At 39.4% G+C, this 23,683-nt stretch carries 16 protein-coding genes; 15 read left to right on the forward strand and 1 reads right to left on the reverse strand.

Translation table 11 applies throughout. The features are described 5' to 3' along the window. Window positions 1-397: 397 nt before the first annotated feature. The 6 genes from cysD (at window position 398) to galE (ending at window position 7,920) form a co-directional block, all read left to right on the forward strand. A complete protein-coding gene (gene cysD / locus CXF71_RS03575; protein ID WP_101231616.1) occupies window positions 398-1,297 on the forward strand; it encodes a sulfate adenylyltransferase subunit CysD in 900 nt (299 codons plus the stop codon). A gap of 71 nt (window positions 1,298-1,368) precedes the next feature. Then, complete coding sequence (gene cysN, locus CXF71_RS03580) at window positions 1,369-2,769, forward strand: sulfate adenylyltransferase subunit CysN (protein WP_101231617.1); 1,401 nt, start codon at window positions 1,369-1,371, stop codon at window positions 2,767-2,769. A gap of 418 nt (window positions 2,770-3,187) precedes the next feature. Next, the gene (locus CXF71_RS03585; RefSeq protein WP_101231618.1) at window positions 3,188-4,930 is read left to right on the forward strand and encodes an SLC13 family permease; all 1,743 of its coding nucleotides are present in this window, start codon (window positions 3,188-3,190) and stop codon (window positions 4,928-4,930) included. 104 nt (window positions 4,931-5,034) lie between these two features. Then, window positions 5,035-5,664: an adenylyl-sulfate kinase gene (cysC, locus tag CXF71_RS03590; RefSeq protein ID WP_442871914.1), complete on the forward strand. Its 630-nt coding sequence runs from the start codon at window positions 5,035-5,037 to the stop codon at window positions 5,662-5,664. A gap of 87 nt (window positions 5,665-5,751) precedes the next feature. Continuing rightward, the gene (locus CXF71_RS03595; RefSeq protein WP_101231619.1) at window positions 5,752-6,744 is read left to right on the forward strand and encodes an acetyltransferase; all 993 of its coding nucleotides are present in this window, start codon (window positions 5,752-5,754) and stop codon (window positions 6,742-6,744) included. Between the two features lie 150 nt (window positions 6,745-6,894). After that, entirely contained in the window at window positions 6,895-7,920 is a 1,026-nt protein-coding gene (gene galE / locus CXF71_RS03600; RefSeq protein ID WP_101231620.1) for a UDP-glucose 4-epimerase GalE, read from the forward strand. Between the two features lie 60 nt (window positions 7,921-7,980). Here galE and rrtA read toward each other — a convergent pair whose 3' ends face one another. After that, window positions 7,981-8,604: a rhombosortase gene (gene rrtA / locus CXF71_RS03605; protein WP_101231621.1), complete on the reverse strand. Its 624-nt coding sequence runs from the start codon at window positions 8,602-8,604 to the stop codon at window positions 7,981-7,983. A gap of 134 nt (window positions 8,605-8,738) precedes the next feature. Between rrtA and CXF71_RS03610 the strand changes: the two genes are divergently transcribed. From CXF71_RS03610 to oleD, 9 genes are all read left to right on the forward strand, one after another. After that, window positions 8,739-9,395, forward strand: a complete 657-nt coding sequence (locus CXF71_RS03610) for a tRNA-uridine aminocarboxypropyltransferase (protein WP_101231622.1) — start codon at window positions 8,739-8,741, stop codon at window positions 9,393-9,395. A 290-nt stretch (window positions 9,396-9,685) separates the two neighbouring features. Then, complete coding sequence (gene ggt, locus CXF71_RS03620) at window positions 9,686-11,446, forward strand: gamma-glutamyltransferase (RefSeq protein WP_101231623.1); 1,761 nt, start codon at window positions 9,686-9,688, stop codon at window positions 11,444-11,446. Window positions 11,447-11,640: 194 nt separating this feature from the next. Then, the gene (locus tag CXF71_RS03625; protein WP_101231624.1) at window positions 11,641-13,263 is read left to right on the forward strand and encodes a methyl-accepting chemotaxis protein; all 1,623 of its coding nucleotides are present in this window, start codon (window positions 11,641-11,643) and stop codon (window positions 13,261-13,263) included. A 155-nt stretch (window positions 13,264-13,418) separates the two neighbouring features. Next, window positions 13,419-14,024 carry a hypothetical protein gene (locus CXF71_RS03630; protein ID WP_101231625.1) on the forward strand — a complete coding sequence of 202 codons (606 nt, stop codon included), beginning with the start codon at window positions 13,419-13,421 and terminating at the stop codon, window positions 14,022-14,024. 183 nt (window positions 14,025-14,207) lie between these two features. Beyond that, a complete protein-coding gene (locus tag CXF71_RS03635) occupies window positions 14,208-18,377 on the forward strand; it encodes a thrombospondin type 3 repeat-containing protein (protein WP_101231626.1) in 4,170 nt (1,389 codons plus the stop codon). Between the two features lie 304 nt (window positions 18,378-18,681). Next, a complete protein-coding gene (locus CXF71_RS03640) occupies window positions 18,682-19,731 on the forward strand; it encodes a 3-oxoacyl-ACP synthase III (RefSeq protein ID WP_101231627.1) in 1,050 nt (349 codons plus the stop codon). Between the two features lie 2 nt (window positions 19,732-19,733). Then, window positions 19,734-20,675, forward strand: coding sequence for an alpha/beta fold hydrolase (locus CXF71_RS03645; protein WP_442871913.1), 942 nt, complete (start codon window positions 19,734-19,736; stop codon window positions 20,673-20,675). Window positions 20,676-20,744: 69 nt separating this feature from the next. Beyond that, the gene (gene oleC, locus CXF71_RS03650) at window positions 20,745-22,472 is read left to right on the forward strand and encodes an olefin beta-lactone synthetase (RefSeq protein ID WP_101231628.1); all 1,728 of its coding nucleotides are present in this window, start codon (window positions 20,745-20,747) and stop codon (window positions 22,470-22,472) included. Between the two features lie 36 nt (window positions 22,473-22,508). After that, window positions 22,509-23,642 (forward strand): 2-alkyl-3-oxoalkanoate reductase, encoded by a 1,134-nt coding sequence (gene oleD, locus CXF71_RS03655; RefSeq protein WP_101231629.1) that lies wholly within the window; start codon window positions 22,509-22,511, stop codon window positions 23,640-23,642. Window positions 23,643-23,683 lie beyond the last annotated feature (41 nt).

A 23,683-nucleotide genomic window follows, 5' to 3' on the forward strand; every position in this document is an offset into this window, starting at 1 on the left:
GCAGTACTTGCTCAACATTGCCATTTTGTGTTTCTTATCGTTAAACGCATATAAATAGCCCGCTATTCATAAGCGTCTTGCCTTGATAGCGCAGACATTTAAACAGTGATGGGATATTCAACGACTCAGACTTTGTTGATGTTTTTTATTGGAAATTTAAGTGATTGATTTAAATGTAAAATAAAGTATTCATTGTTCATGATTTAGGTTGTTTATTATACTCGTTTGACATTAATTTCAGAGGATATAAAAACTAACGTTACGGTAGATAATAAAGAGTTATTAATTCCTATACTTATTATTCCTTTTTGGTATATAAAATGCGTTTCTTATATGGAAAATAAATCTATTTATGGCATTATAGACTTATTAATTTTTCATAAAGTTTATATTAGCAATGAATCTAACCCATTTAAAAACACTTGAAGCTGAATCTATCCATATTTTTCGTGAGGTTGCGGCTGAATTTGATAATCCCGTGATGTTGTATTCTGTCGGTAAAGACTCGGCAGTATTACTACATTTGGCTCGTAAAGCGTTTGCGCCAGGTAAAATACCTTTCCCGTTATTGCATGTTGATACCAATTGGAAATTTAAAGAGATGATTGCCTTTCGCGACAAAATTGCGAAAGAGTATGGTTTTGAATTACTTGTCCATCAAAACCCTGAAGGCATTGCAATGGGCATGGGTCCATTTACGCACGGTAGTGCAACACATACTGATGTCATGAAAACTCAGGGCTTAAAACAAGCACTAAACAAATACGGCTTTGATGCTGCTTTTGGTGGTGCACGTCGCGATGAAGAAAAATCACGTGCGAAAGAGCGTGTCTATTCATTCCGTGATGAAAATCATCGTTGGGATCCAAAAAACCAGCGCCCAGAATTATGGAACATCTATAACGGTAAAGTGAATAAAGGCGAAAGTATTCGTGTTTTCCCATTATCTAACTGGACTGAACTTGATATTTGGCAGTACATTTATTTAGAAAGTATTCCAATTGTGCCGCTTTATTTAGCTGAGAAACGTCCTGTTGTTGAGCGTGATGGTACCTTAATCATGGTTGATGATGACCGTATGCCAATTGGTGAAGACGAAGAAGTTCAAATGAAGAGTGTGCGTTTTAGAACATTAGGCTGTTACCCATTAACAGGCGCAGTTGAGTCAACGGCTAATACCTTGCCTGAAATTATTCAAGAAATGCTATTAACGAAGACCTCTGAACGTCAAGGGCGCGTGATAGATCACGACAGCGCCGGTTCAATGGAAAAGAAAAAGATGGAAGGCTACTTTTAAACATTAACAGCTAAGCCCCATTTTACGTTATAGCACTTTTATTTGATGAAATATTTCCGAAGGAAGAATTTATGAGCCACCAGTCAGAATTAATTGAAGACGATATTCAAGCTTATTTAAAGCAACATGAAAACAAAGAATTAGTACGTTTCTTAACGTGCGGCAGTGTAGATGATGGTAAAAGTACCTTAATCGGTCGTTTGTTGCATGATTCAAAGATGATCTTTGAAGATCAACTTGCTGCCATTGAAAAAGATTCTAAAAAATCAGGTACAACCGGTGAAGCAATCGATTTAGCCTTACTGGTTGATGGTTTACAGTCTGAACGTGAGCAGGGCATCACTATTGATGTCGCTTATCGTTATTTCTCAACGGATAAACGTAAGTTTATTATCGCTGACACTCCTGGCCATGAGCAATATACCCGTAACATGGCTACTGGTGCATCAACGTGTGATATTGCGATTATCTTGATTGATGCCCGTTATGGCGTACAAACACAAACGCGCCGTCACTCGTTTATTTGTTCGTTATTAGGTATCAAGAACATTGTTGTTGCAGTAAACAAAATGGATTTAGTTGATTACTCGCAAGAACGCTATCAAGAAATAAAAAAGGATTACCGTGAATTTGCTGAGTCACTTGAATTTACCGACGTACGCTTTGTGCCATTATCAGCACTAAATGGCGATAACGTAGTAGAAGAAAGTGAAAACATGTCTTGGTACCCTGGCGCTACGTTAATGAAGCTGCTTAATACCATTGATGTTAAGAAACAAGAAACGTTCACACAACTACGTTTCCAAGTGCAGTATGTTAATCGCCCTAATCTCGATTTCCGTGGTTTTGCTGGTACGATTGCCTCAGGTCATGTATTGGTTGGCGATACTATTGTTGCGTTGCCATCAGGTAAAGAAAGTGTGGTAAAAGAAATTGTCACTTATGATGGTAATTTAGAACGTGCTGACAAAGGTATGGCTGTAACACTAACCCTTGAAGATGAAATTGATATTAGCCGCGGCGAAATCATCGTTAAAAAAGGTGGCTTACCGGTATCAGCGAAAGAGTTCAGCGCAACCGTGGTATGGATGCATGAAAATGAACTTGAGCCGGGTCGTGAGTACTTTATCAAGCACGGCAGCAAAATGACCACAGGTCATGCACAAGAAATAGTTAGCAAGTATGACGTTAATACCATGGAAAGTTTATCCAGTTCACAGTTAGCCGTTAATGACATTGGTATCGTTAATTTTGTTGCCAGCGAAACCCTACATTTTGATGCTTATGCAGATAATCAAGGCACGGGTGCTTTCATTATCATTGACAGGTTAAGCAATGTTACTGTGGGTGCCGGCATGATAAACCATGCTATTGATGAAAAAACGCAAGAATATTCAGCATTTGAGTTAGAGTTAAATGCGCTAGTACGTAAGCAGTTCCCACACTGGGGTGCACGCGACATCACGAAATAGATTTTGAATAGTTACTAACCATTCGCCTTGTTGCTGAAGGGTCCAATTTATGCGTCAAAAGTACTCATTGACTCACGTCAACTCCGTGCTTTTTTCTTTAATACAGATATCATTAAGTTTGTGATCTTGTTGTGCACAGGAAAAATAAATCAGGGCAAGGCGCTCGAGTGACCAATAGCTGGCTATTGGGATTGAGAGCAACGCTGACCTGGAGTATTTTAACCAGCACAAGAGAGCAATAATTTAATGATATTGGTATAAATTGAACATTTTAGCTTTAAGGTGAATGATTAGTTTTATCAATTGAGAGGCGATACTCTTAACTGTTATGAACTCAAGACAAGATGCATTCTGCATTGTCCAATAAATAACATCCAAGTCACGTCGACGTACATATTTCCTTAGGATACAAAATTTAATGACAATAGAACAGTGGTTGATGATAGGTGTGTTTATTGCCACTTTTATCAGCTTAGTTAAATACAGCCATGTACCAGAGCGTGTTTTTTCTGTGACGGTATTGTTGTGTTTAACACTGTCGTTTGTCAGTGTTGACGACATTTTAACCAATGCCGTTAACCCTGGTCTTGTCACCCTTGTTTTATTGGTGTTGTGTTCATTCGCTTTTGAACGTACCAGTATTTTAAGGCGTTTGTCTGCCGGCGTTTTTAACGGTTCAAAAGTAAAATCTACCTTACGTTTATTGCTCGGCACTGCCTTGGCATCAGCGATAATGAGTAATACGGCGGTGGTGGCAACACTCATCAATACCGTGAAAAAAAACAAATTAATTAATGCCGGAAAGCTCTTATTACCGCTATCGTTTGCCGCTATTTTAGGGGGAACGCTAACGTTAGTGGGCACCTCGACCAACCTTATTGTAAACAGCTTATTGATTAAACAAGGGCATCAAGGTTTTGGCTTTTTTGATTTCACCTTAATTGGTCTAGCGGCTTTTGTTTTATGTTTATTTGTTATTTTAGTGCGCAGTCGTTCTTTACCTAATTTAGTTGATGATGATTTAGCCACCAATGACTATTTGCTCGAAGCGGAAGTTGCGCTATCTTCAGCCTTGATTGGTAAGACGATTGAAGATAATGGCCTGAGAAATTTAGACTCTTTATTTTTAGTTGAAATAGTACGACAAGGTCGATTAATTTCCCCTGTTTGCCCAGAAGAATGTGTACAAGCGAAAGACAAGCTTATTTTCAGTGGTGATATCTCAAAAGTACTGACATTGCAGCAATTTGATGGCTTAAACTTATATGCAGAGCAAGGTAATTTACTGCGAGAGAATTTATTACGTGATAATTTAACGGAAGTCCTGGTTAAAGCGGATTCAACCATCGCAGGAAAAACGCTTAAGAAAGCCGGCTTTCGAGCACGATTTGATGCCGCTGTTGTTGCGGTACGTCGAGAAGGTAGTGCCTTATCAGGAAAACTCGGTGATATTGTACTACAACCGGGTGACTTCCTAGTATTAGCGGTAGGGCAAGATTTTACCACCCGACCTAATTTATCTAAAAACTTTTACATATTATCAGGCCATCAGGCAGATAATATGCTCAGCGGTTGGCGTGATTACACCACGGTTTGGGGTTTTATTGCCAGTATTCTGGTCTCAGTTTTTACACCATTACCACTGATAAGTTGTTTATTTATTTATTTGGCTTTTATCATTTTTAGTGGTGCATTATCGGTTAATGAAATTAAACGTCGCTTTCCCCTCGAAATTTGGATGATAGTATTAGGTGCGCTCACGTTAGCATCAGCCTTCGAAAATACCGGTATTGCGGGGATGTTTGCGCAGAATATTGAAGACTATTTATTTGGTCAAAGTATCTATCTTGCCTTTATCATTATCTTTGTGTTAACGCTGATAATGACAGAACTAATTACCAACAGCGCTGCAGCGGCATTAGCATTCCCTATTGCGTATAATATTGCCTTAGGACTTGGCGTTGACCCGACACCGTTTGTAATGGCGGTAGCCTTTGCGGCAAGTGGTAGCTTTATTAGCCCTTACGGTTATCAAACCAATGTTATGGTGTATAACGCCGGTAATTACCAATTAAAAGACTTTGTCCGTTTTGGTTTACCTATTTCATTGATTTATAGCACAACGGTAATTTTGGTTATTCCCATTGTTTATCCGTTTTAATTTTCCTGTTACCTTGGTCCCGAGTTCTGAATATAAATGACCTTGATGACACCCCACTATAGAGCCTATCTAGAATGACTGAAGCTAAAATGACAACAGCTAATATGAAAACAGGCAGTATGCAAACCGAGAATACCGTATGGCATAACCAACAAATCAGCAAGGTACAACGTGCTGAGTTAAAACAACAAAAACCGGCACTACTTTGGTATACCGGTTTAAGCGGCTCAGGTAAATCAACCGTTGCCAATGCTGTTGATGCGTTGTTATTTAAACTCGGTTGTCATAGCTATTTACTCGATGGTGACAATGTTCGTCACGGTCTTAATGGCGATTTAGGTTTTAGTGATGAAGCGCGTATTGAAAATATTCGCCGTATTTCTGAAGTGGCTAAGTTATTTCTTGATGCTGGCCTTGTGGTTTCAACCGCCTTTATCTCTCCCTTTGCCAGTGATAGAGCGTTAGCTAAAGCTAAACTAGAAGAGGGTGAATTTATCGAAGTTTTTATTGATACCCCTATCAGTATCTGTGAGCAACGTGATCCCAAAGGCTTATATAAAAAAGCACGTGCAGGGGAAATAAAAGACTTTACCGGTATTGACTCAACATATGATGTTCCAGCATCTCCAGAAATTCACGTGAAAACGGCAGAGCAATCTGTTGAACAATGTGCAGAGCAAATTGTTGGCTATTTAATGGCGCAAGGTTTTATTAGCAAAGCTGATTTAAGCTAACAATCAGTCACATTTGAATTGAATGTTAGTTAGCTATTAATTCGCAATTCGTAGCTGTTTTACAAGATATAATAGGGATTTTCCACCATGCATTATGATGTATTTAATGGCGATGCCGACGGCATTATTGCTCTACTTCAGTTACGTTTAGCCAAACCTAAAGAGTCAGTGCTTATTACTGGCGTTAAGCGTGATATCAGCCTGCTAAAACAAGTAGATATCACCACAGCGACTTCAGTAGCGGTATTAGATATTTCTCTAGAAAAAAACATTCAACCGTTACAAGCGTTACTCGATAAGCAAGTTGAGGTGTTTTATGTTGATCATCATAGAACAGGTGAAATCCCTAATTCAGCGAAGCTAACTACGTTACTTAATACCGATGCTAATACTTGTACTAGTTTGTTAATCAATGATTTTTTGCAAGGTCAATATGCCAGTTGGGCAATTGCCGCCGCTTTTGGCGATAATATGCAAGCCTCAGCAACAGCACTTGCTGATAAAACTGGATTGACCAAAACAGAGCAAGCACAGTTAAATGAGTTAGGTATTTATATTAATTACAATGGTTACGGTGCCAGTGTTGACGATTTACACTTTCATCCCGCTGATTTATACCAAGCATTGTTAAAATACCCCGATCCTTTTACCTTAATTAATGAAAAAGGCTCACTTTTCTGGCAATTAAAACAGGCCTATTTAGCTGATATGGCTAAGGCACAATCAGCAAAAGTGATCAGTGAACAAATTAGCGTAAAAGCGGTGCAGTTAGCTGATGAAGCTTGGGCAAGACGAGTGAGTGGGGTATTTGGTAATGATTTAGCCAACCAATCACCTGATAGAGCTCATATTGTATTGACCTTAAATAAAGAAAATAAGCCTACCGAAGAGCAGGAAAGCCCTTCACTCAGCTATACTGTGAGTTTACGTGCCCCGTTAAATAACAAACAAGGCGCGGGCGATATTTGTTCTCTATTCCCAACCGGTGGTGGCAGAGCCGCAGCAGCAGGGATTAATGTTTTACCCGTTGGCAGGTTAGAAGAATTTATTGAACAGGTTAAAAACTATTACCAAGGTTAGAAGCCACTCTCCGGGTTAGGAATAAGGATCTAGCTAAGAAAACGCTATTAAAGTGAAAAACTACGCGTTAAAATAGTCATCATAATATTGTACTGTTTTATTATATTTCACAGAGATATTTCAAACAGTTAATGACAAGAGTAGGGATATATGAGTTTATTAATCACAGGCGGTACGGGTTATATTGGTAGTCATACCGTTGTTGAGCTATTGCAGAGCAGCAATGAGCAAGAAATTGTTATTGTGGATAACCTATCTAACTCTTCAACCAAAGTACTTGAACGCATTGAGAAAATCACCAACAAAACGGTTACTTTTATCAAAGCAGATATTTGTGATGCGGATGCACTAGAGAATGTTTTTAATCAACATAATATCGAAGCAGTAATTCATTTTGCCGGGTTTAAAGCGGTAGGTGAATCTAATGAAATACCACTGGCTTATTATCAAAATAATGTTTCCGGTACGATAACCTTATTAGAGGTTATGGCTAGACATCAGGTAAAGAACTTAGTGTTTAGTTCTTCAGCGACAGTTTATGGTAATAACATTTCGCCATTAAATGAAACTATGCCGACCTCTGCAACCAATCCTTATGGGCAAACAAAATTGATGGTCGAACATATCCTTTTTGATTTAGCCAAAAGTGATGCGTCTTGGTCGATTGCTTGTTTACGTTATTTTAATCCAATTGGCGCACATCAATCAGGTTTCATTGGTGAAGACCCAAATGGTATCCCAAATAATTTATTACCTTATGTTGCACAAGTAGCCGTAGGGCGTTTGGCGCAACTACAAGTATTTGGTGATGATTACGATACGGTAGATGGTACCGGCGTCCGTGACTATATTCATGTGGTTGACTTAGCACAAGGGCATGTAAAAGCGTTAGAAAGCCTTGCTCATGCTAAAGGTACTATAAAAGGTTGTCAGGCGATTAACTTAGGTACAGGTAACGGTACTTCTGTTTTAGAAATAGTGAATACTTTTAAAGAAATTAGTAAACAAGCTATTCCTTATCAAGTCGTTCCGCGCAGAACAGGTGATTTAGCCACTGTGTATGCCGATGCTTCTTTAGCAAATGAATTATTAGATTGGCAAGCTAAGCTCGATTTAACCGCGATGATAGAAGATACTTGGCGCTGGCAGTCTGAAAACCCAAAGGGTTTTAATTGAGATTAATCGTATTAACTGCTACATAAAAAGACCATTGGCTTACACCTTTGGTCTTTTTTATTATGGGCCTGTTTGAGTTGCGCAACGTTGTTTTTTTATACTGATGATGACATAGCAACAGCTGAATATTAAGCCACCTATTGCGCCCCACAAATGCGCATCAATGGCTACGTTGGCATCAATCAATGCCGATACTTGCTCACTAGCCCCGTAAAATTGTTCATGTGCTATTTTAAGCCATACCCCGATAAATAATAAATAGCCTGTTTTATCTTTATGTCGAATATCCATGATAGCGCCAAAGACGAAAATACCGTGCAATACTCCTGACAAACCTACATATTGATGGATTTGTGGGGAGAAATAAAATAGGCCCGCACTACAAACTAACGCAGAAGTAATAAAGAGTAAGCTGTAGTTTGTTAAAGTATAAAAATGTCCATGCAAAGCCCACAGAAGTATTAATGCGGCTAAATTTAATAATAGATGAATGCCGTTGGTGTGAAGAAAGTGTCCCGTGAAGGTGCGCCATAATTCGCCTTGGCTAATTAATTGATATTGATAAACGAAAAGACGGTCAATTTTATCATTGAATAAATAGGCCAGAACAGCGAGCAAAGCAATAGTCACCACTAGTAGGCTGTGTTGCTTGTTCAAAGGAAGATTTTTAAATGTTAATGTCATTTTATTAATGTAGTCGTTAAAGGTTATCAGTGATTTATTGAGTGTTCAGCAGTTATTGATTTATAAAGTATTTATATATTATCAATAAAGTATACAATGGCTGCTTTATTAATTGCGCTTTAATTTACTCTTTTATGTCTCGAACACTTTGTTTTACTTGTCAGCGGCCTCAAAAAGCTTGTATTTGTGCTTTTTCCGTAGAGATAAAAAATAATATTCATGTTGTAGTGCTGCAACACCCAAGTGAAGTATCACAAACGAAAGGTACAATTACTTTATTAGCGAAGTCATTACAATTTTGCCAAGTTATCGTAGGTGAGAGTTTTGATGATGAAGCCTACTTTTTAAAGGTGATGGAGCAATACCAAGCCGTTTTACTTTATCCAGGAGAAAAAGCACAAACCCTCACTCAAAATTTGGTAGTGCAATTGACTAAACTCGATCAAAACGCTGAAAAATCACGGGTCAATGCTAAATTCAAGCCGCTTTGCTTAGTGATACTTGATGGCACCTGGAAAAAAGCTTATCGCATGTTTATGTTGTCACAAACATTACAGCAATTACCTCAAATTTGTTTACCTGAACATCTTGCAAATGCAGGGAAATATCACATTCGTAAAGTCGCTAAGAAAAATGCTTTATCAAGTTTAGAAGCAAGCTGTTATGCTCTAGCTCTCTTAGAGGCAGCTAGTGACTTTGATGATATTAGCGCTGACCAGGCGGGTAAATATCAGCCGTTACTGAATAAATTTCAAGCCTTTAATCAGTTCCAATTATCTTTTAGGCCCTAGTATACCCGTTCCACTTGAAGAGGCAGGATTCAGCTGGAATTATAAACGCCTTTAGGTAAGGCATTGGATGAGGAGAATGGTTGTTCCCTTATCGAAATCAATAACGTAACATAAAGCGTTTATAAAACAGCCCTTTGGGGAAGCCTGAGCAAACCATATTCGTCGTTACATTTGTTTTTAAGGGAATAACCCTTAACAAAAAAATGTGCCTTGATTATGGTTCGCTCAGGTTTCCTGAAACGAGCATCTTCAAATGAAGCGGGTATATACCAATATTTCAAGGAAACCGGATGATTCATAACTCATTTTTATTACGCATTAGTTCACTCACATTGGTTGTTGCGCACCTTTTACTAAGCCAAGTGGTACAAGCAAAACGTGAGGTTCGTGAACCCGAAGCAGCAACTGGTTTTAATCAAAAGCAGGCGGTGTCTGCCAAGCAATATATGGTGGTCGCTGCTAACCCTTATGCCAGTCAAGCAGGGTTGGATATGCTTGAAAAAGGCGGCAGCGCCGTTGATGCTGCCATTGCGGCACAGCTAGTTTTAAGTTTAGTAGAACCGCAATCATCAGGTCTTGGTGGTGGTACCTTTATGCTACATTGGCACAAAAAAACACAACAATTAACCACGTATGATGGTAGAGAAACTGCGCCTCAGGCAGCAACCAGTGATCTGTTTCTAGATAAAAATGGTAAACCACTTCGTTGGGCTGATGCGGTTGTTGGTGGGAAGTCTGTTGGTGTACCGGGATTACTTGCTGCGCTTAATAAAGGGCATGAAAAATTTGGGGTACTGCCTTGGCAAGTATTGTTTCAACCGGCAATTAAGTTAGCCGAAAACGGTTTTATTGTATCGCCGCGTTTGGAAAAGTTACTGGGCATGAATTTTAATCCGGGTATTCATCTTTTACCTGAAATTAAAAACTATTTTTCACCCAATGGTATTGGCATTAAAGCCGGCGATACTTTAAAAAACCCTAAGTTGGCTAAAGCACTGCGTAGTATTGCTAACGAAGGCGTAGATGTTTTCTATAAGGGCTGGATTGCGAAAAAAATTGTTGAAAAGGTACAAAACTCAGCTATCTCACCTGGGCTGTTAAGTCTTGATGATATGAAAATGTATCAAGCGAAAGAACGCGCTTCTGTTTGTGGTCCTTATCATCAATATAAAGTCTGTGGCATGGCGCCGCCAAGCTCTGGGGGGATCAGCGTTATTCAAATCTTAGCGCAATTACAGTCCTTTGAGCTTTCGCAATATCCACCTAACTCATTACACGCGGTTCACTTATTAACGCAAAGTGCGAGGTTAGCTTTTGCTGATAGGAACAAATATATTGCCGATAGTGATTTTGTCAGTGTACCCGTCCAAGGCTTATTAGCTGCAGATTACCTAGCTAAACGTGCTGCTTTAATTGATGAAACAAGTGACATGGGACAGGCTTTAGCGGGTAGTCCAGAAAATAGTTTGGTGCTTGGTAATGATAACGCTATTGAAAGGCCATCGACCACTCATTTGGTCGTGGTTGATAAACAAGGTAATGCCATATCAATGACCAGTAGTATCGAAAATGGTTTTGGCTCAGCACTCATGGTGCAAGGTTTTATTTTAAATAATCAATTAACTGACTTTTCACTGGCGCCAAAGCGAGATGGAAAATGGGTAGCTAACAGAGTTGAACCATTAAAAAGGCCTCGTAGTTCAATGGCTCCAATGATGGTGTTTAATGAAGATAATTCATTACGTTTGATTGTTGGTGCGCCCGGTGGAAGTCGCATTATTAATTATGTAGCGCAAACTATTATCGGGGTCCTCGATTGGCAGTTGAATGTACAGCAGGCCATTAATTTGCCTAAAGTGACTAACAGAAATCATGTAACCACCCTAGAGTTAGATACTGATATTGCCAAACTAAAACCAGCGCTTGAAGCAAGAGGCCATCAAGTCAAAGTTAGCGCATTAAATAGTGGTTTACATGCTATTGAGGTCACTAAAAATGGACTCGTTGGTGGGGCGGATCCACGTCGTGAAGGTATTGCGTTAGGGCATTAATACTCTCGGACAAACACGCATATTTATTCCTATAGTTACGTTCTATTAACGGTGAATTTTACCTTGTTAGTGTTATTTTGTGCTTCAATGCTAGTTTAGTTAGGTAACTATTTAAATAAGATAATTAATCCCCTAGTATTTTAATGGTGAGCCGTTATTATTAAAAGGATAATAATTCAACTATAGGTGGTTATATGCGCTTAAAAGCAAAGATCTTAGCTTTTGTCATCGTATTATTTTTATCTTTACTCAGTGTCGCTATATTAGGACTACAGGTATTAACTCGAGCTAGTGAAACGGATAACATCGCTCGCATTAACCAATTAATGAAATCTACAGCCAATATTGTTGAGCAGTTTGAGAAACTCAGTGACAATGAAGAATTTTCTGAGCAGCAAGCAAAAGGCTTCGCCAAAGAAATGCTTAGAGAAAATAAATACCATGACTCTGAATATGTTTATGTTGTTGATGAAAAACTTAATTTTATTGCAACCCCACATGACCCTCAATTACATGGCACCAGCTTTAATGACTTTAAAGATGCGGACGGCCAAAGCATTGGCCAATTAGTCGCGAGTTTAGTTGGTAATAAAACAAATCAAATTATTACTTATCACTGGAACTCTGAAAGAGATGGTCAAGTTGTTGATTTAACGTCTGTTGTGCAAAAAACACCTAAATGGGGCTGGTATATCGGTACGGGCATCAGTTCTGCCGAAGCTGACGCCCGTTATTGGGGGACCGCTAAGTGGTTACTCTCCCTGTCTATTCTTATTGCTGTGGTGTTATCTACAGCGCTCGCTCGTTTTGGTTTATCGTTAAATAACGCCCTAGGCGGTGAGATAGGTGACGTTCATCAACTGGTTTTAAAAGTATCTCGTGGAGACCTTAAACAAGACTCCAAGTTTAGTGATGCAAACAGTGAAAGTGTCGTTGGTGCTATTAATTATATGCAAGCAGCTCTGCAAGGTGTTGTACAGGGTATTAAGGGGGTTGCAGATAACTTGCATAATCAAACCGATGACGCTGAGAGAAGGGCTGGGGAGCTTGATGATTTAACCAGAGCTATGAATGAAGAGACCCAAATGGTTGCTTCTGCCATTACAGAGCTAACGGCATCAGCAAGTGCAGTTGCCGAACATGCGCAGCAAACGGCTGACTCAGTTGTTGAAGCTGAAAAACAGGGGGAAACGGCTAATATCTTAACGGATGAAGCATCTAAAACGATTAATTTACTTGAAAATCAAATTGAAAACGCGGGTGCTAATATTCAGTTACTTGATGATGAAGTAAAAAATATAGCTAACGTATTAACCGTTATACAAGGTATTGCTGAGCAAACGAACTTATTAGCACTCAATGCGGCAATTGAAGCGGCAAGAGCTGGTGAGCAAGGGCGTGGGTTCGCCGTTGTTGCCGACGAAGTTCGTCAGTTGGCACAAAGAACTCAGACCAGTACTGAAGAAATTCACCAAATGATTAATAAATTACAAAGTGCGACAAAAGAAGCCAAGAGTTCAGTGAGCCAAAGTATGGAGACCAGTGAGCAAACAGTTGAAAAATCTCAACAAGTCTCTCTACAATTGCAGCAAATAGCGAACTCTTTAGGTGAAATATCACAAATGACCCACCAAATATCAACGGCAGCAGTTGAACAATTATCGGCTGGAGAAGATACCGCTCAACGCATTGTAAATATTTCTGATACAGCGAGTAATACTTCTAGTGTTTCTCGACAAGCTCAATCGGCAGCGCATGAAGCACAGCAATTAAGTGTTAATTTAGAAGTTGAAATTAATAAATTTGCAATGGAGTAAATTAATTAGTCGTATAAATAAACTCATCACGTTTGTTGAGTTTATTAAAAGTAGAGATAATTACCACAGCAAGCATCACTATTGGTGTGGAAATTGCTTTATTCTATTTATTAGTAGTCCCCTAAAACCGACAAAATGTTGGCAGGAGTAGTATAGTGACAGCGAAAAAATTTCCACATATAGCTCATATATTATGTCTTTTTATCGCTATATTGACGAGTAAAAGTCATGCGTTAGAAAGCTCAGTACAACTGCATAAAGTAGATCAAGATAAAAGCTTTGGTTATAGCCTTTCCATCGGAGATGAATTTTTTAATCAAAAAGCCTTTAATTGGCAAGTAAGTTACAACCGCCTTGAAAACGTAGTGATTGGTGATTTGGATAAAACAAGTGGTGTTTGGGATGAAGCTGACTTTGATTTTACTCTCCAAACCATTGATCTATCTTTAGGCTATCGTTATTACCCAGAATCATACAATAAATTTATCAACAGCCTAATGGTTGAATTTCAATTGGGCGCAGCCATTAACTTAGGTGAGCATAAATTTGTTTTTCGGCCTGATTTTGATCGAGATGATGTCTACTTTGCTGAACAAGGTGATATCAATCCAGTAATGTCCATTTCCTTGCAAAAAAGTTTTACTAAAAACTCTGCGATACATATTGGTTTTAAACATTATCCAAGTTACTCAGATTTTGGCAGTATCAGTACTGTGTTTATTGGTTTTAATTATCGTTTTGGTCGTCAAATTGGTTACTAGTGTTACGTATTAGTAACACTTTAATTGTTCAAGTTTTCAATAAATCAGCCGATAATCAGATGTCGGTGTAAGCTGCTCTATTGAGTTAAACTTACGAGTATATCTATCACCTAGTAATTTTTACTAAGGTTCGTTGACAATAAAATCTGCTCTTTGAGCTGATAACCTCCTTTGGAGAAACGCGTGTTGAAGTATAAAATACGTTGCTTTAAATTTTTAAGCATACTTACATTAATCATCAGTAGTAGTGCTTTTGCCATTGATACCGATGGTGATGGCTATGATGATGCCGTTGATCTATTTCCCACAAATCCACTTGAATGGATTGATACCGATCTTGATGGCATTGGCAACAACTCCGATCCTGATATTGATGGTGATGGACTGCTCAATGGTTATAGTTCTCCTTTTGGCTTTGACAATAATGATGATGGCGACTTAGTTATCAATTTCTACGATCCTTTTCCAAATAACCACTTTGAATGGCTAGATACCGATAAGGATGGTTTAGGTAACAATGAAGATACCGATGATGATAATGACGGGATACCCGATTTACTTGATGTGTTTCCTATTAATGCATTAGAAAGCATAGATACTGATAACGATACCATAGGTGATAATGCCGACAGTGATGATGATAATGATGGTGTTATTGATGTATATGATGTTTTTCCACTTGATCCACTAGAAAGCATTGATACAGATTTTGATGGTGTTGGTAATAATACCGATACCGATGATGACGGTGATGGTGTGATTGATGAAGACGATTTTTTTCCACTTGATGGTACTGAATCACTCGATACCGACGGAGATGGTCTAGGTAATAACGCAGATGCCGACCGAGATGGTGATGGTGTCATTAACGGTAATGATATATGGCCGGATGATGTCACTGAATGGTATGACACTGATGGCGATGGTATCGGCAACAACACAGACCTTGACGATGATGATGATGGGGTTGATGATACCTCCGATGCATTTCCTCTAAATGCAACTGAAACTACCGATACAGATAATGATGGTATTGGTAATGTTGCCGATGGCGATGATGATGGTGATGGTGTACCTGATAATCTTGATAAATGTGGTCTTGACCCATTAGAAAATTTAGATACCGATGGTGATGGTATTTGTGATGGTCCTGACACGGATGCAGATGGTGATGGTTCTGATGATATTGATGATGCTTTTCCTCTTGATTTTTTAGAACAACTCGATACCGATAATGATGGTTTAGGTAATAATAGCGATAACGATATTGATGGTGATGGTGTTGATAATGTTACAGATAAATTTCCATTAGATGCATCTGAATATAGTGATACTGACGGTGATTTAATCGGTAATAATACAGATGATGATGATGATGGGGATGGTGTTGTTGATACCCTTGATGCCTTTCCCCTCGACCCTGCTGAAACAGGCGATTTAGATGGTGATGGTACGGGTGATAACGGCGATCCAGATCGTGACGGTGACGGTATACTAAATGGCGATGATGCGCTACCGGATGATTTTTCAGAAATTATTGATACCGATGGTGATGGTATCGGAAATAATCTAGATAACGATGACGACGGTGACGGCGTTTTAGATGGTGCGGATGCTTTCCCTTACAACAAAACTGAAACAACAGATACTGATGGCGATGGTGTCGGTAATAACAGTGATGCTGATGATGATAATGATGGCATTGTTGATGGCAATGATGCATTTCCTCTTGATATTAATGAATACTTAGACACTGATGGTGATAATGTCGGTGATAATACTGATGCTGATGATGATGGTGACGGTGTTGATGATGGTGATGATGCTTTTAGACTTGATGTTAATGAACAATTAGATACAGACGGCGATGGTATTGGTAATAATAGCGATAGTGATGATGACAACGACGGTTACCCTGATGCAGTTGATGCTTTTGATACTAATGTCTTAGAATGGTTTGATACTGACAGTGATGGTACTGGCGATAATGCCGATACTGATGATGATGGTGACGGCGTCATTGATAGCGAAGATGCCTTTAGACTTGATGTCAATGAGTGGCTAGATACAGACGGTGATGGTATTGGTAATAATAGCGATAGCGATGATGATAACGATGGCTTTATTGACAGTGAAGATGACCTGCCGCTAAATCCACTTGAATGGCTAGATACTGACAACGATGGTGTTGGTAATGTTAGCGATCAAGATGATGATAATGATGGTGTTGTTGATGCTTTAGATTTGTTTCCCTTAAATGCAAGCGAATTTGAAGACAATGATAATGATGGTTTAGGTAATAATGAAGATAGTGATGATGATAATGATGGCGTTACTGACAGCCTAGATGACTTTCCGTATGATGCGAAAGAGACAAATGATAGTGATGGCGATGGTGTTGGTGACCTACTTGATACCGATGATGATGGTGATGGTACTTTAGATTATTACGATCAATTACCATTAAATCCAAATGAGCAGCTAGATACCGATGGTGATTTAGTAGGTAACAATGCGGATCTTGATGATGATGGCGATAATATGCCAGATGAGTTCGAGTTATTATATAACTTTGATCCATTACAAGCATTTGATGCGAGTTTAGACACTGACTTTGATGGTATTACTAACGCGGCAGAAGCCTTAGCAGGTACTCATCCTTTATTTGATGATTACGCCCCCATTATTACTCCACCACAGGCCGTGCATATCAATGCAGAGCATACTTTTACCTTATTAGACTTACAGCGATTAGTTAACTTAACTAATATCACTGTTAATGATGGTCTAGATGGTAGAAACTGCTGTGGTTTGACGGCGCTTGGTTTTGAAACGGGTGCTAAAAATATCAGCTCTGGTTTAATCCCAATTCTTTGGCGCGCGGTAGATAATGCTGGGAATATTGCCACGGTTTCACAAGTGTTAAATATTCATCCGTTAGTGAACCTTTCTTCAGACCAAATTGTTGCTGAAGGCGGTGTGGCTCGAGTTGAGGTGGTTTTGTCTGGTAATGCGCCAGCCTACCCTGTGACTATACCATTGACCATTACCGGTAGTGTTGATAATGCGGATTATAATCTTGCCGATAATAAAATAGTCATAGCGCAAGGTACTACTGGTTTCATCGATATTAATATCAATAGTGACTTCCAACTAGAAGGTGAAGAGCAGCTCATTGTGAGCTTTGAGCAAGGTGTCAATGCAGGCGTAAATGCCAAGCAGGTTTTTACAATTTCTGAAGCCAATGTTGCGCCGAGTATCAAGCTAGCCGTTTGGCAAAAAGGCATACAAGTACCTAGCGTTGCTATACATGATGGTGATGTAACCATTGTTTTAAGCATTAAAGATTCTAATGTGCAAGACACCCACCAAGTTGATTGGCAAATCCCCGACTACTTGAACGCCGTACTTTCAACTGATGAATTACAACTAGTATTTCCAGCGGATGGTGTAAATCTACCTGAAGAAAATAAAGGCCTCATTAATCTTAGTGTCACGGTAACTGATAGTGGTAATACAACCAATAGCGGTAGTGAAGAGTTGTCACAAACTAAGCAGGTATTCTTACCTTTACTGGCGAGTCAACAAACATTGCGTAGCCTTGATAGTGATAGAGATGGTATTAGTGATATTGATGAGGGCTTTAGCGATGAAGACTCGGATGGTTTACCCGCTTATATGGATAATTCAACCATCCCTTACTTACAGCCATTACATATTAATGCCGCGGTGGTAAAGTTAGCCGAAACTGAGCCAGGTTTGCAATTAAGGTTAGGTAAGTTTGCACTATTGCAAAGCTCTGACGGTGTAGCACTTTCTCAACAAGAGATTCTAGATACCGGATTAGTTGAAAAGGACAGTTTAGAAAATACCTTGGGCTATTTCGATTTTGAAATACATAACATTGAGCCATTCGGTCGTTCAGTTGCTATTGTTTTACCCTTATCGGCTGCCATTGTTGAATATTCGGTTTATCGTAAGATAAACGGTGAGGAACAATGGACTGACTTCGTTGAAGACAGTAATAATGCTATCGCCACGAGCGCTGCCGTAAATGGTGTTTGTCCACCACCGCACAGTGAACTTTATCAAGTAGGGCTTAATGTCGGTGATATTTGTCTAAAATTATTCATTGAAGATGGCGGCGCAAATGATAGCGACGGCATTGCCAACGGGGTGATTGATGATCCTGGCGGTATAGCTGTGGTTGATAACGATACTATATCACTTGACGTTACCCCTGAAAAATCGAGCAGTGGCAGTCTTTCTTTATTCGCTTTGTTAGTTTTATTTTTAATGTTGATAGCTAGATTACTTCAACCAAAACATCTAATTATAGCGAGAATGAAATAGTGAGTTAAGCACTAGCATTTGTATTCAATTATCAAGGCTCTCATTATGAGGGCCTTTTCATTTGAGTTTACGTTTCATAAGTATTATCTATAATAAATGAACTTAAGTGCAGATAATTTACGGTAGATTATCGATAAATCATATTTTTGGTTGAATCCTTGCCATATTCTTGCTCAAATGGCGCCCCATAGTCATAAATAATTAACATTGGTTACTTAACGTGCTTTGTCCTCATCAATACATCGGTGGAATGAAAACAGCATTGCAACAGCTAACCTAGACATAATAAGCAATAGCCACTTAAATGAAATATTCCCGCGTCTTTATTAATAGCTTAGCGTATGAACTGGCCCCTGAAGTGGTAACCAGTTCAGAGCTTGAATCTCGCTTGACCCCGTTATATCAAAAGTTTCGTATTCCAATGGGGCAACTCACAGCATTAACTGGGATTGAGGAACGCCGTTGGTGGCCAACCGATCATATGCTTTCAGATGGCGCTATTGTTGCTGCACAAAAAGCAATGAATGAAACAGGTATTGATGTGGCAGATATAGGCGCGGTTGTTTATACCGGCGTCTGTCGTGATCAACATGAGCCAGCTACCGCTTGTAGAATAGCCGCTAAGCTTGGCGTGTTAAAAAACACGGCAATTTACGATATCAGCAATGCTTGTTTAGGCGTGTTATCAGGTATTTTAGATATTGCTAACCGTATTGAGCTTGGACAAATTAAAGCGGGCCTTGTGGTCTCGTGTGAATCAGCACGTCACATTGTAGATGTAACTATTGATGACATGCTCGCCGATCCAACCATGCAAAATTATGCGCGATCTTTAGCGACATTAACGGGAGGCTCAGGTGCTGTTGCAGTATTATTGACTGATGGTACTTTAAACCTAGATACAGACCGAAATCATCAATTGTTAGGCGCAAGTCACTTATCGGCACCCGAACATAATAATTTGTGTCAATGGGGCTTAAAAGAAGTCGGTCCACAATTATTTCGTGAATTTATGCGCACAGATGCGGTAAGTTTACTAAAAGAAGGTGTCTCGTTAGCGAAAGATACCTGGGAACACTTTTTAGAACAACGTGAATGGGTTGAAGAAAACGTTGATAAAGTTATATGTCATCAAGTGGGCGCCGCTAATCAAAAGAAAGTATTAACCGCCTTAAACATCCCAGCGATAAAAGAATTTCCAACGTTTAAGTTACTTGGCAATATGGGTACGGTTTCTTTGCCGGTAACAGCAGCTATGGCGCATGACCAGGGTTTTTTGAAAAAAGGCGATAATGTCAGCTTCTTAGGGATAGGCAGTGGTTTAAATTGTATGATGTTAGGGCTTAAGTGGTAACTATGTTAGATAACATGACAGATAAAATAGTAGATAAGGTGTTAGCCGATACGTTAACAAAGTCATTCCCATTTAAACGTAATTACATTAATCGTAATGGTCATCAATATCATTATGTTAATGAAGGACAGGGCTCTCCGGTTGTCATGGTTCATGGTAATCCGAGTTGGTCTTTTTATTACCGTAATTTAGTGACACAATTAAGCCAAAATCACCAGTGCATAGTGCCAGACCATATTGGCTGTGGTTTATCTGATAAACCCAGTGATGAGGGTTATGATTACACCCTAGCTAATCGTATAGATGACTTAGCAGCTTTACTTGACCATTTAGATGTAAAAGAAAATATTACCCTTGTAGTACATGATTGGGGCGGAATGATTGGTATGGGGTATGCTGCGCGCTATCCTGAACGTATCAAACGTTTGGTTATTTTAAACACCGGAGCTTTTCATTTACCTAAAGCTAAAAAGCTACCGCCTGCATTATGGTTAGGCCGTAATACTATTGTCGGAACGTTTTTAGTACGCGGTTTTAATGCTTTCTCAAGTATTGCTTCATACATTGGCGTAAAGCGAAAGCCAATGGCCAAAGAAATACGCCAAGCTTACGTAGCACCTTTTAACTCTTGGAAAAATCGTATTTCAACCTTGCGCTTTATTCAAGATATCCCGTTAAAAGAGGGGGATAGAAACTATCAGTTAGTTTCTGACATTAGCGATAGCTTAGCGCAGTTTAATAAGTTACCTATGCTAATTTGTTGGGGCTTACAAGATTTCGTTTTTGATAAGTATTTTTTAGAAGAGTGGCAACAACGCTTTCCTGATGCAAAAGTACATGCTTTTGATGATTGTGGTCACTACATTTTAGAAGATGCCAGTGAAGAAGTAGTGCCTTTAATTAGTCACTTCTTAACGACAAGTGAAGCGCAATTAGTTAAATAGTCATTAACTCATTGTAATTAACTCATTCGCAGTTAACTTCATAGGAATGCATACAAAAGGAAAGGGTAAATGACAGAGACTACCGACAGGTCTAACCAAGCTAATTTATGTCGCCACCTCGCCCATGCAGCAATAGCAACGCCCACTGCGTTAGCTGTTGCCGTGCAAAAAAATCAACGAGGTAAGCTTACTTATCAAGAAATTGATTTTGTTACTTTGCACCAGCGCAGTGATGAGATTGCCTATGCGTTAAATGCTTACGGTCTTAAATCAGGCATGAAAGCAGTGTTGATGGTAACGCCTAGCATTGATTTTTTTGCTTTAACCTTCGCTCTGTTTAAAGCGGGTATCATTCCCATTTTAGTTGACCCAGGCATGGGCATTAAAAACCTTAAACAATGTTTTATTGAATCTGCACCTGATGCGTTTATTGGTATCCCTAAAGCACATATCGCCAGAGTATTATTTCGTTGGGGCAAAGGTAGCGTTAAAAAACTCTTAACCGTTACTACCGGCAGTTCAAGCGAAAATGTGTTCGCTTCATTGATTGGTGGCATCAGTTTAACAACGCTACTAACCCGATATCCTATTCAAAAAAGTGCTTTATCAAATAAAGAAGCCATTTTTTCCATGGTGAAACTCGCTGATGATGCTATGTCAGCCATCTTATTTACCAGTGGCAGTACCGGTACGCCTAAAGGTGTGGTGTACAGCCATAAAATGTTTGAAGCGCAAATTACCGCGCTAAAAGAAGATTATGCGATTAAACCCGGCGAGCGTGATTTAGCAACTTTCCCATTATTTTCATTATTTGGCCCAGCATTAGGTATGGCCTCTATTGTTCCTGATATGGATGCCAGTAAACCGATAAAAGCTAATCCTGACTTTATCTTTGCGGCCATTGAAAAATATCAATGTAGCAACTTATTTGCCAACCCAGCGCTCATTGAAGTACTAGGGCAGGCGGGCACGACAAAGGGTAAGACAACCAAGCTTAATAGTTTAAAGCGTGTTATTTCTGCAGGCGCTCCGGCCACGTTACCTTCAATAGAAATATTTACTCAACTACTTAGTGATGGTGTGCCGGTATTAACTTCGTATGGCGCGACTGAATCACTGCCTCTGACTAAAATTTCCAGTGACGATTTACTCAAAACAAGCCATATTACTGATACTGGCGGCGGAATTTGTGTCGGTGCGCCAGTTAATGGTGTTGAACTCAGTATTATCGAGATTAGTGAAGAGGTCATTGAAACGTGGCATGACAGTTTAGCCTTACCAATAAACACTATTGGTGAAATTGTTGTTAAAGGCGATATAGTCAGTCAGCAATATTATCATCGAGAATTAGCGACTGCGCAGGCTAAAATTATTGATGCGGATGTAGTTCGACACCGAATGGGCGATTTAGGTTATCTCGATGAATCAGGCTTGTTGTGGATGTGTGGACGAAAAGCACATCGTGTTGAAACTCAAAAGAATGTCTTCTTTTCTATTCCTTGTGAGCGAATATTTAATACCCACAAAGCTGTGAAGCGTAGCGCTTTAGTGGGGGTTAAAATAAACCATAAACGTGTGCCACTTCTGTGTGTTGAGTTAACGGATGAAGCTAAAAAAGATAAAAGTTTTGATGAGTCAGTGCTTTTTTCATCATTAAAAATTTCAGCGCTTGCTCATAAGCAAACATCAGCCATTTCTCATTTTTTAATTCATGAAGATTTTCCTGTGGATATACGCCATAACGCCAAGATATTTCGTGAAAAACTGGCCGTGTGGGCTCAGCAAGAACTTGACTAAATTAGCGTGTAACTTGAGCTTAACTAGAACTTAACTATGATTGAAGAAACGAAAAATAGTGACGACAGCATCTACACTACAGTCCATTTTAACGAAGCTGTTCAACAAGCACTTAGTGCACTTTCAGGGCAAACTAACCATGTGTTTGTTACTGGGGCTGGTGGGTTTTTAGGCAAGGCTATTTGTCGACTACTGCGTTTGGCTAATATTAAAGTGACAGGTTTTGCTCGAGGTAATTATCCTGAGCTTACCCAAATGGGCGTTAATATGGTCCAGGGTGACATTACCGACTTTGTTCGCCTTAAAGAGTCGATGCAATCATGTGATCTAGTTTTTCATGTGGCAGCAAAAGCAGGCGTTTGGGGCAGTAAAGACGATTATTTCAAGCCTAATGTGCAAGGTGCTCTAAACATTATCCGAGCCTGTCAGGAACTAGCTATCACTAGCTTAGTCTATACCAGTACGCCGAGTGTTACCTTTGCTGGCGTTGATGAAGCGGGCATTAATGAATCACAGCCGTATGCGACAAATTTTTTAAATTTTTATGGTGAATCTAAAGCCTTAGCTGAACAACAAATATTAGCTGCTTCAACAACCTCTAATCAAAGCACTGTTCAAGACTCTCATCAAGTTAAGTCGTTAAAAACTGTGGCGTTACGTCCGCATTTAATTTGGGGTCCAAATGACCCACATCTGGTCCCGCGGGTATTAGAACGAGCCCGAGCCGGCAAATTAAAGCTTGTTGGCAAAGAAGATAAACTCGTTGACACCATTTATGTTGATAATGCTGCGTATGCGCATATTTTAGCGGCGATTGAATTAGCAAAGCCTAATTCAAATTGTATTGGTAAAGCGTATTTTATTAGTAATGATCAGCCTATTACTATGGCCGCGATGCTCAATAATATTCTTCATTGTGTTGATTTACCTCCAGTGACGAAAAGAGTGCCCAGCGCTGTTGCCTATGCCGCTGGCGCAACGTTAGAGTGGCTCTATAACGTATTGAAGAAAAAACAAGAACCAATAATGACACGCTTTGTTGCCAAACAGCTTTCGACCAGTCATTATTTTGATATAAGTGCTGCTAAAAAAGATTTTGGTTATACGCCGATTATATCGATGGAAGAGGGTATGAAACTTCTTAAAGCATCGTTAGTAAGTGCTCAATAAGTCGTTAGGTAGCCAGTGTTTTGCAATGAAACTTAGGAATT

The organism is Colwellia sp. 12G3 (genome assembly GCF_002836775.1).
GTDB lineage: Bacteria > Pseudomonadota > Gammaproteobacteria > Enterobacterales > Alteromonadaceae > Colwellia.